The organism is Centipeda periodontii DSM 2778 (genome assembly GCF_000213975.1).
GTDB lineage: Bacteria > Bacillota > Negativicutes > Selenomonadales > Selenomonadaceae > Centipeda > Centipeda periodontii.
Genome location: NZ_GL892076.1, coordinates 1,838,244 through 1,853,096, shown reverse-complemented (window position 1 = coordinate 1,853,096; position 14,853 = coordinate 1,838,244). Strand labels below are relative to the sequence as shown.

Annotated in this window: 19 protein-coding genes and 1 pseudogene; 12 read left to right on the top strand and 8 right to left on the bottom strand. The window is 45.9% G+C overall.

What is annotated here, in order from left to right:
* The first annotated feature begins 364 nt into the window (after positions 1-364).
* The 5 genes from HMPREF9081_RS08405 to HMPREF9081_RS08385 all read left to right on the top strand — a co-directional run bounded on the left by HMPREF9081_RS08405 (position 365) and on the right by HMPREF9081_RS08385 (position 3,251).
* Positions 365-874 (top strand): hypothetical protein, encoded by a 510-nt coding sequence (locus HMPREF9081_RS08405; protein WP_154647307.1) that lies wholly within the window; start codon positions 365-367, stop codon positions 872-874.
* Between the two features lie 12 nt (positions 875-886).
* A complete protein-coding gene (locus HMPREF9081_RS13910) occupies positions 887-1,078 on the top strand; it encodes a hypothetical protein (RefSeq protein ID WP_154647306.1) in 192 nt (63 codons plus the stop codon).
* Position 1,079: 1 nt separating this feature from the next.
* A complete protein-coding gene (locus HMPREF9081_RS08400; RefSeq protein WP_154647305.1) occupies positions 1,080-1,367 on the top strand; it encodes a hypothetical protein in 288 nt (95 codons plus the stop codon).
* A 349-nt stretch (positions 1,368-1,716) separates the two neighbouring features.
* Entirely contained in the window at positions 1,717-2,448 is a 732-nt protein-coding gene (locus tag HMPREF9081_RS08390) for an MvaI/BcnI family restriction endonuclease (protein WP_006306724.1), read from the top strand.
* 20 nt (positions 2,449-2,468) lie between these two features.
* Complete coding sequence (locus HMPREF9081_RS08385; protein ID WP_006306723.1) at positions 2,469-3,251, top strand: MvaI/BcnI family restriction endonuclease; 783 nt, start codon at positions 2,469-2,471, stop codon at positions 3,249-3,251.
* Between the two features lie 44 nt (positions 3,252-3,295).
* Here HMPREF9081_RS08385 and HMPREF9081_RS08380 read toward each other — a convergent pair whose 3' ends face one another.
* Entirely contained in the window at positions 3,296-5,314 is a 2,019-nt protein-coding gene (locus HMPREF9081_RS08380) for a site-specific DNA-methyltransferase (RefSeq protein WP_009656106.1), read from the bottom strand.
* Positions 5,298-5,495, bottom strand: coding sequence for a hypothetical protein (locus tag HMPREF9081_RS08375; RefSeq protein WP_006306721.1), 198 nt, complete (start codon positions 5,493-5,495; stop codon positions 5,298-5,300). Before HMPREF9081_RS08375 ends, HMPREF9081_RS08380 begins: the two co-directional genes overlap by 17 nt.
* A 268-nt stretch (positions 5,496-5,763) precedes the next feature.
* On the opposite strand from HMPREF9081_RS08375, the pseudogene HMPREF9081_RS14835 reads away from it, so the two are divergent.
* A pseudogene (locus HMPREF9081_RS14835) lies at positions 5,764-5,874 on the top strand (helix-turn-helix domain-containing protein); the annotation flags it as partial.
* A gap of 64 nt (positions 5,875-5,938) precedes the next feature.
* Here HMPREF9081_RS14835 and HMPREF9081_RS08370 read toward each other — a convergent pair.
* Positions 5,939-6,247 carry a hypothetical protein gene (locus HMPREF9081_RS08370; protein ID WP_006306720.1) on the bottom strand — a complete coding sequence of 103 codons (309 nt, stop codon included), beginning with the start codon at positions 6,245-6,247 and terminating at the stop codon, positions 5,939-5,941.
* Positions 6,248-6,338: 91 nt separating this feature from the next.
* Between HMPREF9081_RS08370 and HMPREF9081_RS14535 the strand changes: the two genes are divergently transcribed.
* The 6 genes from HMPREF9081_RS14535 (at position 6,339) to HMPREF9081_RS14175 (ending at position 10,372) form a co-directional block, all read left to right on the top strand.
* Positions 6,339-6,596, top strand: a complete 258-nt coding sequence (locus HMPREF9081_RS14535; RefSeq protein ID WP_342621208.1) for a restriction endonuclease — start codon at positions 6,339-6,341, stop codon at positions 6,594-6,596.
* Positions 6,597-6,754: 158 nt separating this feature from the next.
* Positions 6,755-7,642: a hypothetical protein gene (locus HMPREF9081_RS08360; RefSeq protein WP_006306718.1), complete on the top strand. Its 888-nt coding sequence runs from the start codon at positions 6,755-6,757 to the stop codon at positions 7,640-7,642.
* A 193-nt stretch (positions 7,643-7,835) separates the two neighbouring features.
* Positions 7,836-8,714 (top strand): hypothetical protein, encoded by an 879-nt coding sequence (locus HMPREF9081_RS08355; RefSeq protein ID WP_006306717.1) that lies wholly within the window; start codon positions 7,836-7,838, stop codon positions 8,712-8,714.
* On the top strand, positions 8,711-8,911 hold the full coding sequence (locus tag HMPREF9081_RS08350) for a hypothetical protein (RefSeq protein WP_006306716.1): 201 nt from the start codon (positions 8,711-8,713) through the stop codon (positions 8,909-8,911). The genes HMPREF9081_RS08355 and HMPREF9081_RS08350 overlap by 4 nt, the downstream gene beginning before the upstream one ends.
* Before the next feature lie 171 nt (positions 8,912-9,082).
* Positions 9,083-9,301: a hypothetical protein gene (locus HMPREF9081_RS08345; RefSeq protein WP_006306715.1), complete on the top strand. Its 219-nt coding sequence runs from the start codon at positions 9,083-9,085 to the stop codon at positions 9,299-9,301.
* A 324-nt stretch (positions 9,302-9,625) separates the two neighbouring features.
* On the top strand, positions 9,626-10,372 hold the full coding sequence (locus tag HMPREF9081_RS14175) for a hypothetical protein (protein ID WP_037366180.1): 747 nt from the start codon (positions 9,626-9,628) through the stop codon (positions 10,370-10,372).
* 59 nt (positions 10,373-10,431) lie between these two features.
* Here the strand turns inward: HMPREF9081_RS14175 and HMPREF9081_RS08335 are convergent, their stop codons facing one another.
* From HMPREF9081_RS08335 to HMPREF9081_RS14110, 5 genes are all read right to left on the bottom strand, one after another.
* Positions 10,432-12,414, bottom strand: coding sequence for a DNA polymerase (locus HMPREF9081_RS08335; protein WP_154647304.1), 1,983 nt, complete (start codon positions 12,412-12,414; stop codon positions 10,432-10,434).
* A gap of 75 nt (positions 12,415-12,489) precedes the next feature.
* Positions 12,490-13,056 (bottom strand): DUF2815 family protein, encoded by a 567-nt coding sequence (locus HMPREF9081_RS08330; protein ID WP_006306712.1) that lies wholly within the window; start codon positions 13,054-13,056, stop codon positions 12,490-12,492.
* A gap of 1 nt (position 13,057) precedes the next feature.
* Positions 13,058-14,200: a DUF2800 domain-containing protein gene (locus HMPREF9081_RS08325; RefSeq protein ID WP_006306711.1), complete on the bottom strand. Its 1,143-nt coding sequence runs from the start codon at positions 14,198-14,200 to the stop codon at positions 13,058-13,060.
* Positions 14,193-14,573 (bottom strand): hypothetical protein, encoded by a 381-nt coding sequence (locus HMPREF9081_RS08320; RefSeq protein ID WP_006306710.1) that lies wholly within the window; start codon positions 14,571-14,573, stop codon positions 14,193-14,195. Before HMPREF9081_RS08320 ends, HMPREF9081_RS08325 begins: the two co-directional genes overlap by 8 nt.
* Positions 14,539-14,694, bottom strand: a complete 156-nt coding sequence (locus HMPREF9081_RS14110) for a hypothetical protein (RefSeq protein WP_006306709.1) — start codon at positions 14,692-14,694, stop codon at positions 14,539-14,541. The genes HMPREF9081_RS08320 and HMPREF9081_RS14110 overlap by 35 nt, the downstream gene beginning before the upstream one ends.
* Positions 14,695-14,853: the final 159 nt, after the last annotated feature.

The window sequence follows — 14,853 nt, the reverse complement described above, 5'->3', positions numbered from 1 at the left end:
CCTTGTGAAGCGGCTGTTCCAAGCGGGCAGGACAAGGTATCGTGGCATCAAGAAGAACCTGCTCCGTTACGATCTGCTCTTTGCATCGGCGAACCTCGTCATGTGTTTGAGGGCAGGAAGGCAGAGGGCGTTCTGCATGACAATGGGATAAGTGCGCCCTTTTTCCCAAATTTCCCGGTGAAACGGGCGATTTGGGGAAGAAAAGAAAGAAATAGGGGCATGATATTCTTCTTTTGCATGCCTGTGGATAACGTGATCCTTATTATCCGTGTTTTATCAGCGTTTCCCTAAAATCCTTGCGAAGAAGTTGTCAACTTTATTTATACAACATCACTCTGTGAAAAAAAGGGAGGGATAAAATATCGTGGGCATTATGAACGGGTTTTTAGATTCTTTGAACAGACTACCGAGTGGAATTTACACCATATTCGGTGTCATAATCGGATTTGGATTGTCTTGGCTAAAAGACCACTATAATAAAAGACCTCGCCTATATTATTCTCTCCAGCCGAAATTGATGCCTGATGATTGGGATTATGCATTGACTACTAAAACAGGTGAATCGGGATTCGCCATCCATGTATTTAACACGGGGCTTGCACCAGTCATTTTAGAAATGCTCCGTATCAACATCAATGGCAAGCTCGTAGCCGATGTGTTCATGGATTACCAAAAAATTATGCCATATGAGCAATACGAGCATAGCTTGGATAAGCAAGATTATGAGGCAATAAAACATTGGTGCCATAAAAGCGGTGTCAGCACACTAAAAATCGTAGCCCATACTGTATCTGGAAAAAAGATAAACAGCGAGATGGACGCAATAGTGATTGCTATGCACAATGGAGACTTCCCTAAAGCAAAGACATCATAGGAGGATTGCACGATGGCAACTTTACAGGACTTAATAGCGCAAGTGGAGGACGAGTCATTGCGTGACCGTATCCAGCAGGAGGCAGACCGCCTCTTGAATCAGAAAAAATTTGGTCTCATCTTTGAGGAGCATTTGCCAGCGTGTACCCCTCTCTATGATGTACCTGTTCGAGTTGGCTCTTTTGTTGCCCTCAAAACTGGGTAATATGAAGGATATTTATCGAGTCCTTCGCATGGAGGGAGAAAATGTTGTCTGCCAATTAGAGGACTCCGATGAGGAGAAAATCCTCTCAATAGATGAAGTCGTGACCATCGCTCGATTCGGTGAGGCTATTTACCCTTGCCTAAAGAAAATCGACACCGTGGAAAATGCGTCGGAGAGTAGCCTTTGGCATATGCTTATCGAAGCGGATAATTATCATGCCTTGCAGCTTTTGGAGTATCTCTATGCGGGAAAAGAGGATGCCGTATATATCGAGGGATTAGTTGCGTGATTGATATGACGTGTTTTGCCCACCTTTGTTAAGAAGTATCCTCCTTCAATGTGGTTACAAAGTACATTCTACGGATTCAGCCGCTTTTGCATACCCTTACGGTCTCACATCTGTTGTAATCCAACAGATTTGCAGGTGTTGTTGGAGGAAGCGCACTTCGTCGACCAGATCATATTTGGTCGTATAAATTATAGCACGGAAGCTCCTGCTTATACGCTGCACAAGCAGTTCTTCAACGCCATGGCTGCGGAGGTAATAACGTTCTGAAACAAAATAAGAGGAACAGACCTGCTGTACGACAGCAGGCTGTATCTCTCTTAAAGCGATAATCAAAAGATGGAGGTTTATCATGATTTATACACTGGACGATTTTGTGAGGAAGTACTCAAAGATTTGTAGCAAAGGCTGGATTAGAACGCATCGATCAGGACCTACCGGAATAGGAAAGACGCTGGAGGATCTTCTTGGCATTGTCGAGAATAATATTAATGCCCCAGACTTTGGTGACTACGAATTGAAATCCTGCAGACTGGATTCCAACAGTATGCTTACCATTTTCACAAAAACACCTCAACCGCAAGGTGCTGCCAACACACTACGGATGACATTTGGCTATTCAAGTGATGCATACGATAATGGTGAAAAAGTTCTTCATTCCACGCTTTCTGCTGACCGCTTTGTTTCAATTGCTGACACAGGACGCAGTTTAAAGGTTGTGTGTGGGTCAGAAAAAATTTCCATTATTGCTGAAGACGGCATCGAATACGCTTATTGGACACGGGATCAGTTGAAAAACGCCTTTGAAAAGAAATACAAGAATAAGTTTGTTTACGCAAAAGCGCAATCAAGAGGTAAAGGAGCAAGCGAGGAATTTCGTTTTGTTGAGGCATATGAAGTCGCAGGCTTTAACTACGAGGCCTTTGTCGATCTGCTTGAGCAAGGAAAGATATACATAGACTTGCGAATTGGTCAGTATCATGGTGGAGTCAAAAATGGTCGGACCCACGACCATGGAACAGGATTCCGGATCAAAGAAAGCGATCAACCGCTCCTGTTTAAGATTAACAGGAGAATCGTATAAAAACAACGAGGAGTCAGCCAATGGCAGATAGAAAAATCTTTGTAACGGGTGATTTAACTTCAGACGACAAATTCAAAGAAGCTATTGAGCAAGTTGAAAAGAAAGGGTTCATCCCGTCACACCGAGCCGGAGATACTGGTGTTGGCAAAACACTTGAAGATGAGCTTGGGGTAGTAGAAAATTCTGTTCAAGCTGCGGATCTCGGTGAAGTTGAGCTTAAAGCTACACGTAGAGATTCAAATAGCAAGCTCACTCTTTTTACAAAAGCCCCCAAAAAGCGTGGGGTAAATTCTCGTGTGCTCCGATCTCGATATGGGTATCAAACCGATGAATCAAGAGCCTTAAATCCGAATATCAATATTCTTCACACCCAAGTAAACGGGCGAGATTTTAACACTCTTGATGGTGAACCGTTCTTAAAGCTGACTGCACAGGACGATCGGTTATACTTAGAACACGCAAAAGACGGAATCCTCGAAGATGTATACTGGGAACAAGAGCAACTCAAGAAAGCCTTCGATAAAAAGTATCCTTCCCAAAAGCTCTACCATGTTCAAGCAGAAGTGAAGAAGGAAGATGATGGATCCGAGTCTTTTCATTACAGTGAAGCATACAGCTTGGGAGACTTTAATGCAGAGAGAATGATAGAAGGATTAAAATCTGGTGAACTAGATGTAGATATTCGACTGGGTGTCTATGCTTCTGGAGCGCGAAAAGGAAAGCCACACGACAACGGAACTGCAATAAGGGTTTCTTCCAAGAAACTCGATGAATGCTTTGACGAAAAGAAAAAGCTCCTTTAAAATTCGAGCTCCACTAAGATAAGTGCCTTAGTGGAGCTCGGATTTTAATTTTTACGAAGGATAATGATATGTTCCATTGTTATAGTGGAACTAGTAGCTCCACTAACATTTGTAGGTGAATTCTGAGAAGGCATTACCTTGTTGGGAATATTTCTGTCAACCGTAAATATTGGTGTTAATCCATATTGAGGAGCCAGCTCAGTTATAATGACATCCGTTTTTAGAAGCTCATTTTTAACTGTTCTGTTCCCAACCACCCAGAACTGATAACCTCCGGAACGTGTCTTCATTGCTACGCTCTTAAGAGAGGCATCAAGGTCTACATAGAAACTATATACATCTCCTGCACGTTCAATGTCTGAGTCTTTGATTCGATCTAAAGATTCTCTCAGGGTAGGACTCTGTAAGGCAAACTCAAAGCCATTCCTATATTTTTTTCCGCCCATTAAAGATCTGTCCACACGCATGATCTCTTTTTCTGTGAGAGCAAAAAGGTTAATCCACTGTAGTGAAAGTCGGCTATACTCTCCGTAAGCAACTGTCGTGCGGCTATCACCATAAGGAGGGGAGGTAATGATAAGATCGTAGGTGTCATCTGGAGCGTCTGTTAAGGTGCAGGCATCATTCCTGAAAATCGACACTTTAGGATGTGCGTTTTCTCTCTCAAGAGCCTCGTAGAAGTCTTGCATTTTGTCGATGTTTCTAATCAATATTTTTTTGAACTCACTAAAAGTATCTGGGCTAAACGTTTGCACTTTGGCTGCCGGCATACGAAACATTTTAAATTCTCCATTGCGTCGGTTAGAGACAAAACGAATACTCTCACTTAAGGCTATAAAGACAAAATCACGAACATCCTTGTCTTGAATCTTCTCAATCTCAGATTTAATAATTGAGAGCTCAAGAACAACACGGGGACGAAGCCAGTATCCAAGGTTTTTGAAATCTGGGACTTTGATATCCAGCTTTTTTTCTTCACAGAATCGTTCCAAGTATTTAGGAGCTTCATCCCCCCAGCCTTTCTTATCAGCGACATCCAAACCAAGGGTATCGATGATATAGGAATCAATCGCATCTATAGCCCACGATAATTCGCTTCTGCGGGAAGATATATGCGACAAAAGGGAATCGGTTTCTTTTACGAGAAGGTCATGCTGAATGGGAGTCGTTTTAACTTTTGTTAGCAGCAACGCCAGTGGATTAATATCGTTTCCTGCAACAGTTTCTATACCACTAAGCATCCCCTCTACTAAAACTGTTCCTGATCCGGCGAAGGGGTCAAATAATGCGTGGACTGGCTGGAGCTCCTTAACTAATCTGATTATATTGCGACTAATCGGGCAAACCATCATTGCTGGATAATTGTGGAGTCCGTGTGTATATTCCTTTGTATCGTCCTCTTTGAAATCCCAATACTCAATGGGGAGAGTTTTCAGTTTTTCTATCAGCAATTTATCTGTAGACGTGATCATAGTACCTTCATTTTTTACTTCTTTCGATTCAGCACTCTTTTTGCGGTATTCTCCTTCATGCGTTTTTACCTCAATAGTGCAAATCGTATCGTTGTGCCATCCTCCATGAGGAACAAGCAAAATCCGTTCAATCTCGAAGCCATACTTGTATCCAATTCCACCGCTATTCCAACCAAATGTTATAACTTTGCCGCCGATTTTTACAATGCGGGATATTTCACGCTTATGGTTTCCCCAAAACGATGCCTTGGTCGTGTCCCATGTGACCGTATAACCCATATCGTTATAGCATTCACTCACCTGTCTTGGTGAATATGGGGGATCATACAACACACCATCGACAGATGAATCATCAAATAGTTTCAAAAAATCAAGGGCATCTAAATGGTAATCTGTATCGTATTCCAGATTAAGATCGTTTGTGACGCTTGCGATTTTATTTCTGTTAGCAAAGGGGTCAATCCAATACTTACTAAGATCCACCTCCTCTTCGAGAAGGGCCTTGATGGGCGGAGTCTCAAAAGTGTTTTTATTTGGCATTGACCAGATACGTTCTATCCGAATACTTTGGGTGTCATTGATCTTCTTCAATGTTGACCTCCTGCATAATCTCTGGTATAAGGATCAGAGCGTTATTATCCTTATCGAAGAAAATGTCTAATTTGGTCTTTCCTTTTTCGACATTCATATTGGCTAAAACGCTTTTTGGAAGGCGTATACGCATATCTTGTTGAAGAGTATAAGAATCAAGATAGATGAGGTTGTTTTTCATGAGAGGTCTCCTTTCTGATGTCGCCCTAATTATAGAACAATTTCAACCTAAAATCAACCTAATATCAGGTCGAGTTTTTTATTCCTATGTCAGCAATTATTGAAGAGAAAGCATTGATGTTGTATAAATAAAGTTGACAACTTCTTCGCAAGGATTTTAGATGGTTCGTTGTAAAATGAAGTTGAACAGCTAAACAAAAATAAAATCCTTAGTGACATCCCGTGCTATAATGGTTCCGCTACAAAACATCAGCAAAGGAGCAATCACTATGGATTACGCCCATTCTACCACAACGGAAGCTGTTCGTAAATCGGGAAAGCACCTTACCCTTGATGAAAGGGGGCAAATACAGGCACTACACCGTGAGGGATTCTCGCTTCTGAAGTGGTATACTAAAACTGGACACAGAAGGGGATATCGAGTGTAATCAAGCACTGCATATTTTATGATCTCACCGTTTCCATCATCATGCGGTAGTGCTGATCTTGCCCCATAATCTCAAACACTTTCTCAAAGGTAGACTTGAGGCTTTGAATATCTTCGGTATCTTCCACATAATCGAATCCTGCATTAAATCCCTGTGTGTCAGAGCCGACATATTGCAATAACGCATTGATGGATTGGACAAGCTCTTCATCTCTGTTCCCGTCAGCATCGTTGAATACGGTTTCGTCCTTGAAGATGCGTTCGCGGAGAACGTGCCCTTCGAAGCCGCTGATCTGCAGGAAGTAATAGTCCAGTATGTGCCGCATAACCCGTTTCAAGGCGATGGCAGACTTTACCTCGCCATATTCATGCCAAAGTGCCGCATAGGAGTTTTGGACAGGATTGTAATTATGGGGGATGGTTGGCTCTTTAGCGTGTGGATTATGCTTGGTGCAGCAGAGAACTTCAGAGATGTTATTGGTCTTTTTTACAACGAACCACGGCGAGAAAAAGCTGTACTTTGTACTTGAGACCAAGGGCAGTACGCTGCAGGAGGACTTGCGCCCCACGGAGGGTGCCAAAATTCGCTGCGGCAAGGCACACTTCGCCGCTTTGGGAGAGAAAGCGCAGTTTATGCCCATAGATGATTTCTCGGACTTCATGCACGAGATTTAATAAGGAAGAGAGCGAGGGAGTGCCCTTCGCTCTTTTTGTATGAGCATCTACGGATTGTCTCGGTTGTCTGCGGAATCAGAATGGGCGTTTTGATTTCCTCGCTATAGTTTCATGGCTGTGTTAAGATAACTACATCAAACGACAGGGAGGCGACCGTGATGGTCAAAATGACAGATATTTATGCGGACATTATAAATCGGTACGGATGGGAGAACTACAAGGATGCCAAAGAGCGGCTTTTGAGAATGAAATATGCAACGCTCCAGCAAAAGCTCGTTCTCTGCGACCGGCAGGAATTTAAGATCAAGGGGAAAAATGTAGTCCCGTGGACTGACGCCCCCGTTATACGGAACATTCTTATGGAGGCCGTTAATGATGAAGAGAACAATATTATAGCTGACTGGTTCAACGGTAAAGTGAACACCGACAACTCCTACAAGGCGATTTTGCTTTATAATTGCATGAAGCTACTTATAATGCAACCGTGCATTTGCGGGGAAACGGACGAAGTGACCATGAATGAATGGCTTGCTACCGTGGCGGCGGCCATCAAATATCCTACCGCAGTTCATGTATCGGAGATTACTCGAGCTTTGGAGGACTTCCGCAACAATTCTCTCGCACTCGCCCATACCATTGGCATAGCCGATATGGTGGTAAGGGCGGAGGATGGCTCAAGGTCGTATGCCCTTCGAGGAAAGGAGCGGGATATTAGCATTGAGGGCAAGACCATCGACGAAGTGTTGGAGGATATTTCGTCGCAAGATGACTACTTCGCAGTGTTGGGGCAAATTCTTCAGAAATTTAACGCTCACGCAAAAGAACGCGCATATAATGCAATTTTATGGTACGCCGAGGCCAAAAATCTCTACGAAGCCAAGAGTGCCGATGATGCCATCGAGTACGAGTCTATCGCCTCAGAATACACCGTATGGTATCAACGAATCCATGAGTTCCTTGAATCCAACCCGGAAATTTGCCGGAAAATTGAGGAGGAGACTAAGGTAAGTGACTTGTCGGACTTCTTCCGCATGGCGGGAAGGTAAAACAAATGATGGCATGGGCAGTATTGTAAACTGTCTCAAGGCTGTTAATGCCCATCAATAGAATAGTAGTTCCCCCCCAAAAAAAAATTGCACGGATTGCATAAATTTTGCTTTACACGCAAGAGTATATGATGTATAATGCAAAATATAGAAGTGAGACAAGCAAAAAGCTTCGCAAATCGGAGGACGAATCATGCAAATAAAGTATACTCGCGGAAAGCCGGTTGATAAAGAGCGACTGGCACAGTACCTTGAGGCTGCCAAGGGGCCTAACAGAACCATGAAGCAATTCGCCGAGGAGTGCAATGTAAATCCATCTACTCTTTCGAGAATCGCCAACAAAAAGCTAGTGGGCGGTAGTTCGGAAGCATTAATGGTGGCTATATTTGAACATGCTGATCCAGCGAGCGGAGTTGCTCTTGAAAACCTTATGGATGCTAACGGCATGGTACCGGCGGGAAGTATTCGCCCACATAACTTTGGCTTTCAAGAGCGTACGGTATCGGAAATTCTTATATCTGAGATGAATCGTAGGGTACAAGCTACCGTTACGGTGCCTCTCAGAAGGCAATTCAGACTTTCGAGAACCATGGGATATACGCCGGATATCGTGTTTGAGAGTGATACATTTGGTGGAAATGGTCTGTGGGCAATAGATGTTGTTCCGATGGCGCATTTTATGGCGCGTAGAGATGATGATACCTCAGAGGAAATGGTCAGGCGTCGTGCTCAGATGATGAATAGGCGCAGATTCTTTGACCGCCTCTCTCGTTATGCGACTATTGGCTACTTCTGGGAGGAAGAACTTCCTCAGAGGTTTTCTTACGTACTTTTAGATGCTGATACCTTTAAGGACATAATTGCTGAATACGGCGAACAAAAATTTAAGGGCGATGTATCGTTAATTTTTGTCGACTTAAACAATCTCAAAATTGTGGATGAATTTATCTTCCCAAGACAAAACGGCGACACTATGGAAAAATTTTTCACCGTTCCTGTAGATGGAAAAATTACAGAAGATGATGACTGGCTGATAAATATCGATGATATAAAGTTAGGGGGAGACATATGATTGGGAATGGCATACTTTATACCCATCATGGCAAGAAGAAGCCACAAGGCGAATTGGCTATGGTTAACAAAAAGGCCGCTCTTGCCTATGTGCAAGGGAGCGGCAAGGACAAAGCAATTGTCGGCTATACATACTTGGATGAAATAATTGACAAAGTCTGTAGGAGCGAATTGCCGTCATATGCGGTCAATTTTTAAGATGCGTTCCCATCAGAGGCGTATGGGGCGAAAGACAAGATTAAATATTTACCCGCCGTGCAGTTCGAAGGCGTAACAGGCCGGGGTAGATGATAGCAGGTACGAATTTACGTACTATGGCTATTAGTCTGCCCCGGCCTATTTTACTCTAACAACAGGGAGGAAAGCACTATGCTTAGGGAAATTAAGGATATCAAGGATCGTTGCGCTTGTTATGTGGATGACATTACCGGCATTGTAGAGCACGAGTACAAAAAGGTAAAAACCACGACAACGGTGGCCGTTGGTAATGAAATAACCATAGAGAGGGACACCACCGTTACTAAATTAAAACGAGTAAGTCCGCAGAAGTTTGAAGTTGAAAAATATAATATACCAAGTGTTGCATAATCATTCGCAGAGCTGCTTGACGGCCAGAGTGAGAATTTCGGTTAAACGAGATTATCATTCTGGCCGTTTTCGTTTCTATGGATACCGAGATGAGTTCATAAACTTTATGGATTCATCTGAGTAGCCATAGACACTCTCTGAAATACAAGGATGTCTTGAAGGATGTCTTGATACTCAGAAACGCTTTAGTCGGGGGTAAACCTCGACATTATTCCGACCAATTGAAACCTTGGAGTCGCTCTCCGTTGTTCCTGAAGGCGTAGATTGGTTCATTAGTCGACCACAGGAACAGTCGGCCTCTATCCTAAGAAAGGATGAGCCGACTTGATTACAAAGTTTGAAAAAGAAAACGGAAACTACAATATCCCTATTGAATTGCCGGGTAATTATGGCAAGAAGACTCCCGAAGAGATAGCTGATACGAAAGCAATCATCGAGAGCGTTAAGCAGGAGTATCCTGATGCCGTTATTTCGACAGTTAAGTGGGGTTGGCGTATTTTCAGAGCGATTGTCATCGAGGGTGACCGCGACCTGTACGAGACCATAATGCACGAGGAAGATGTGGTGCAAAAGCGGAAAAGCCGTGATGAGCGTTGCATTATTTCTGACGGTAGCGGTCACGCGGTTCGTTGCCCGTCGCAACTTGCGAATCCCGAATACGACCACGGCAAGCCGCAGGGCAAGGGCAATCGCAAAACCATTATGAACACCTGCGACGGCTGCCCTTACAACACATTCGATCGCCCGGATTTTAGCACTCAGTCTCTTGAGGATATGTTGGCGACGGATGAGGACGACGAAAATGATTTCCCTGATGCTCTTAAAGCGGGAATACAACGGGAGTCTGACCGTTACCTTGCAGCCAGTAAGGAAGTCCTCGACCTTATTGCAAGAAAATATCCTGACAAGCTGCCGGAGTTTACCCTTCGCCTCGCTGAGGTCAAAGGTAGCGAAATTGCCAAAATACTGGGCAAGAATACGAGCAGTTTGTATAAAATCGGCAAGGGTATCACCAACGACCTTTTGGAGCTTTTGGATTCCCTTTGGTATTTGAACATTAAACGCCGCTAATCCCACCATATAATAACAGGCTAATCGCCGCAGGAGGATTTTTCTCCTGCGGCGGTTTTTTAGTCCTTCATATAAAAATAGCACTCATACCCATCGGCGCGAAGATTTAATCCTTCTATCCAAGGTGGAGTCTTGCCCATAATATCGCATATTTCCTCCACAGGCGTTTCCATCGCTACCTCCAAAATCAGTTCGTCATGGACATGACCACAGATAAAACGGTCAGACAAATTTTTCATGGTATAAGCCAAAATATCACGGCTGACAGCTTGAACAAGATTTTCAACAAACTTGGGGCCGTAACTTTCCAAACGCTCCCATTTTCTTGAAGTCCCGTTGATTCCAAAATATGTGACGCTTTCGCTACCGTAATCATTTGGCTCGATTTTCGGCTTCACATAAGCCAGCCTCCGCCCGGAAGGCAAAACCATAAACATGATACCGCTTTTATACACAAAACGAATACCATGCGTTTCCGTCATAGCTCTGGTCTTTATGCAGTTTTTGACGGCTGCGTCCATACTCCACCAAAGTCTCGTGATATTGGGGCTGGCCTCCCGCCACATATCAACCAAAGGTTGCAGTTCGTCCTCGGTTAAGCCCATATCTAATGCACCCATAGCTTTTAATGCGCCAACGGAGCCGCCGTAACCAAGGGCGAGTTCTGCTATTTTACCTTTTTGACGAAGGTGAGAATTTACGCCGTGCTTTTCCACGGGAACACCAAACATTTGAGACGCGCTGGCGCAGTAAATATCATCGCCCCGGTCAAAAACCTCGATCCGCCAATCTTCTCCGGCAATAAAGCTGATAACCCTTGCCTCGATCGAACTAAAATCCGCAACCACGAATTTGAACCCCGGTCTTGGAATGAACGCCGTTCTTATTAGCTGCGAGAGCGTATCGGGCACATTGTCGTAGAGCATGGACATCAGTTCAAAATCGCCGCTGCGGACAAGTCCTCTGGCTTCGGCAAGGTCATCCAAGTGGTTCTGCGGCAAATTTTGGAGCTGAATATGCCGCCCTGCCCATCGCCCCGTGCGTGAAGCTCCATAAAACTGGAACATGCCTCTGGCTCTGCCGTCAGCGCAGACCGTGTCCATCATTTTCGTGTACTTCTTTACGGATGATCGTGACGTTTGTTGACGCAGAGTCAGGACTTCCGCTACTTCCTTGGGGACGGTTTTCAACAGGCTGATAATCGCGTTCTTATCCAGACTGTCGGTGCGGATATCTCTTTCTTCCAGCCAGCTTTTTAGTTGCTGTACGCTGTTGGGATTTTCCAACTTGGTCAGGGTCTTCATTCGTTTTATGAGACTTTCCCTGGCTTGATCGTCAAAGCGAATGGCGTTTTCAGCAAGCGTCAAGTCAACGAGGATACCACGGTCGTTGATTTTTTCGGAAAGCCAATATTCCTCCCAGGTGGAATCCGGGACAGGGAATCTTGACAGCTTTTCTGCAATCTCCATTTCCACTTGCACGTCACGTCGATTGTATTCCACGAAGGTTGCCCATTTATCTGGGGCGTTATCGGGGAGATTGCGTATTCGGCTGTCGTTCTTGGTGGGCTTTCGAGGGAGGCTGAAAAAACGAATGAGGTTTTTTCCTTCAACCATTTTCTGCTCTTCCAAGTGAAAGATCGCGCCAACCTGCTCCAAGGTCAACGGCAGTCCGCAATATGCTGACCAGACCATCGTGCATTTCCACGAATGGGGGTCGAGGTAATCCGATACTGTGTCATTGGTATCGCCGTAGGAGCGAAAATATTCCGGGCAGTTGCGGCGCAGCCATACGGAGAGAAACACACGTTCAAAGGACGCGTTATGCGCCCATTTGGTAACGGCGGGAGAAGAAAGAGCCGACAGTATCGCCGCAGGAATTTGCTCGCCCTTTGCCGTCTCAATGACTTCGATGGGAGCGCCATCTACGGAATAACCAAAGAGCAGGATTTTTGCATCCTCGGAATCCGCATAACGATAAACGCCGCAGTCTCTCAGGCTGACTGAGGAAAAGGTTTCAATGTCAAGATACAAATCTTTCATGGGATTCATCTCCTGTTGCAAAAGGACGGCGAGGTAATCCCGCCGTCCTTGCCAAACTGTATGCGTCGTTATCTTTTAGGAGAGGAAATCGTCCTCGTCCTCGTCTCCGAATGCTTCGTCGACACTGATGGTGGAGCCGAGAGGCTGACCGTCGGCCATCTTCATGAGGTAGTCAAGGGAGACGCCGATGCCGCGATTGCCGTTCTTGTTGTAGCAGTAGAAGCCGATCGCCGCTTTAGCGTAGATGCCGGAGTACAGTTCCGAGGAATCGAGGATTTCGTTCTTGTTGCTGTCCACCACGCCGGGGCGGCGCTCGTTCTTGGCATTGAGGTAGAAGGCGTTCTGATACGCCGGGTCGCCGTCCTTCTTTTTGTCGCCGTCATGGAGAGGCCCATCCTTGATGATTTCCTCATAGGTGGGAACCGTGCGCCCCTTGCCTTTGAGAATGGATACGCCGTCTTCGTAAGCTGCCCGCATGGCGGCATCGATCTTAGTCAGTGTTGCTACATCGTCCTTGGGGATGATGAGGCTTGCGGAGAACTTGGGCTTGCCGTCGCCGTAGGCTTTCGGGGCATTGATGTTGAGATAGGAGCAGCGGGTGCGTGCTCCGGTGGTGCATTTCGTTGGATGTTTCTTTGACATGTTATTGCCCTCCTTGATTGTTGTCTTCGTTAAATGCATCGTCGATGTTGTGCATTTCCGGTCGCTTGTCGGATTCCGGAGCCAGCACGGGCTTTCCTTGAGGTTTTATAATCAGCTTTCCGAGGATTTCCTCGAATCGCTTTTTACCCAGTAATTTCTTCATGGCGGTGATTCCCAGCACCTTTTTCTCGAAGGGATCGAACCCCGCATTGGAGACGATTTCAGCGACGGCTTCATCGTCGACGTATCTTCTGACACTTCGACCCTCCACAATCTTGAAACCGGGATACTTTGTTCCGGCGATAGCCTGACGGAGCGCATACTCCTTGAGATCGTCTGCCCAAGATACCAGCCCCGCCAGCCTCGGCAACAGGGCGGCAATCTCGTAATTGTCGAGCGTATCCGGCTCATTGAAAGCCGCTCCCGCCAGTTCGAGGTAATGATCCGCTCTGGCACGGCAAATATCTTTCACCTTGCAGAAGCGGCAATGGTCACCTGCAGAAAATTTTCCATCGCCCTTGATGGCAAGCTGCGCCGCCGGAGCGAGATCCTTCTCCGCCCATAAGAGCAATTCGTCCTTGGTCGTTTCCCAAGTGTCGTAATGTTCCCGACGGGGCTGGAAGATGGAAAGCTTCACTTTCTGTATGTCGTAAAGGCCGTCATAAAGGTCAATACCGCCCAAGGCATAGCAGGAAAGCTGTGTGTTTTCCTTGGCATCTACCAGTACGCCGACACCATATTTCATGTCGATTACTTGGAGATAACCATCGGTAACGATCAAGCCGTCCGCCGTGCCGAATCCCTCCGGCACCCACTTGGAAAAATCCACTCTTTGCTCGACGCAGACCACGGGATCGGCGCAGAACTTTTTCGCCTCGGCCACTTGCTCCATAAAGAAGTCACGGTAGCTTTCGGCGGCATCCTGCATTTCGCTGTTGTACACATCGAGATTTTCCGTGGGGTCTTGGCACTCGCGCCCCAATGCCGTGAGTACCAAATACTCGCATAAGCTGTGTGCGCAAGTACCTTCAAGCGCATAGGGGCTTGCCCTCTCCTGTACTGCCGCATTGAGTTTTGCCGACGGCGGGCAATGTGTCCAACGGTCGCTGGACGATGCCGAAAGATATGCGTGTATGTCAGGCATTAAGCAACACCTCCGCCTCGGCTACGATGGCGGCGTATTCACCGGGGTCAACGGCAGACAGGCTGTTTGCACCGTGCTTGTTGATGATTTCCTTTACCTTCTCCCGCTGACCGTTATTGGCAATATCGGCTAAGAGCTTTCGCACATATTCCTTGGTATATTCCGGCTCTTTCGGAGTCGGTGCTTGCTCCTCTACCGGGGGAATTTCCTCCTTGGGCGGCTCCGCTTTCTTCTTGGCGGGAGATTTCTTCTTCGGCTCGTCCTCGGCGTTTACATTGAAATAACGCCGCAGAGTCTCGGATATTTTAAGAAGTCCGTTCCCGCACTCGGCGATACCCTCAATTACCGCCGAGATTTCCTGCATCTTGTCCATCTTGTACCTCCGTTTTACCGTTCTGTTCCAATCTGTCGGCGAGTCGTTTGGCGATTACGCTGATGGCGATAAGCACATCGCGCAGTTCCTCGTCATAACTCGCCTGTTTTGCCTGTGCCATGTGGTAGCCTCCTTTCGTCGATTTCCGCTTCGGTCGAGAGTGTTGTTTAGCCCTCTCACTTAGGTAAGGAAATGAAATGGGCTTTTTTCTACCAACCGCTGAAAATTTTTTTGTTTTTTTGAGCGGCTTGTTTTCCCCTCTCACTTAGGTAAGGAAATG

Excerpts from the sequence above, each read along its gene's own strand:
- HMPREF9081_RS08325 (WP_006306711.1), bottom strand. The coding sequence starts at position 14,200 with ATGCCTGACATACACGCATATCTTTCGGCATCGTCCAGCGACCGTTGG.
- HMPREF9081_RS08385 (WP_006306723.1), top strand. The coding sequence starts at position 2,469 with ATGGCAGATAGAAAAATCTTTGTAACGGGTGATTTAACTTCAGACGAC.
- HMPREF9081_RS08320 (WP_006306710.1), bottom strand. The coding sequence starts at position 14,573 with ATGGACAAGATGCAGGAAATCTCGGCGGTAATTGAGGGTATCGCCGAG.
- HMPREF9081_RS13910 (WP_154647306.1), top strand. The coding sequence starts at position 887 with ATGGCAACTTTACAGGACTTAATAGCGCAAGTGGAGGACGAGTCATTG.
- HMPREF9081_RS08330 (WP_006306712.1), bottom strand. The coding sequence starts at position 13,056 with ATGTCAAAGAAACATCCAACGAAATGCACCACCGGAGCACGCACCCGC.
- HMPREF9081_RS08370 (WP_006306720.1), bottom strand. The coding sequence starts at position 6,247 with ATGCGGCACATACTGGACTATTACTTCCTGCAGATCAGCGGCTTCGAA.
- HMPREF9081_RS14535 (WP_342621208.1), top strand. The coding sequence starts at position 6,339 with ATGGTTGGCTCTTTAGCGTGTGGATTATGCTTGGTGCAGCAGAGAACT.
- HMPREF9081_RS08355 (WP_006306717.1), top strand. The coding sequence starts at position 7,836 with ATGCAAATAAAGTATACTCGCGGAAAGCCGGTTGATAAAGAGCGACTG.
- HMPREF9081_RS08375 (WP_006306721.1), bottom strand. The coding sequence starts at position 5,495 with ATGAAAAACAACCTCATCTATCTTGATTCTTATACTCTTCAACAAGAT.
- HMPREF9081_RS08345 (WP_006306715.1), top strand. The coding sequence starts at position 9,083 with ATGCTTAGGGAAATTAAGGATATCAAGGATCGTTGCGCTTGTTATGTG.
- HMPREF9081_RS08400 (WP_154647305.1), top strand. The coding sequence starts at position 1,080 with ATGAAGGATATTTATCGAGTCCTTCGCATGGAGGGAGAAAATGTTGTC.
- HMPREF9081_RS08390 (WP_006306724.1), top strand. The coding sequence starts at position 1,717 with ATGATTTATACACTGGACGATTTTGTGAGGAAGTACTCAAAGATTTGT.
- HMPREF9081_RS08360 (WP_006306718.1), top strand. The coding sequence starts at position 6,755 with ATGGTCAAAATGACAGATATTTATGCGGACATTATAAATCGGTACGGA.
- HMPREF9081_RS14110 (WP_006306709.1), bottom strand. The coding sequence starts at position 14,694 with ATGGCACAGGCAAAACAGGCGAGTTATGACGAGGAACTGCGCGATGTG.
- HMPREF9081_RS08335 (WP_154647304.1), bottom strand. The coding sequence starts at position 12,414 with ATGAAAGATTTGTATCTTGACATTGAAACCTTTTCCTCAGTCAGCCTG.
- HMPREF9081_RS08350 (WP_006306716.1), top strand. The coding sequence starts at position 8,711 with ATGATTGGGAATGGCATACTTTATACCCATCATGGCAAGAAGAAGCCA.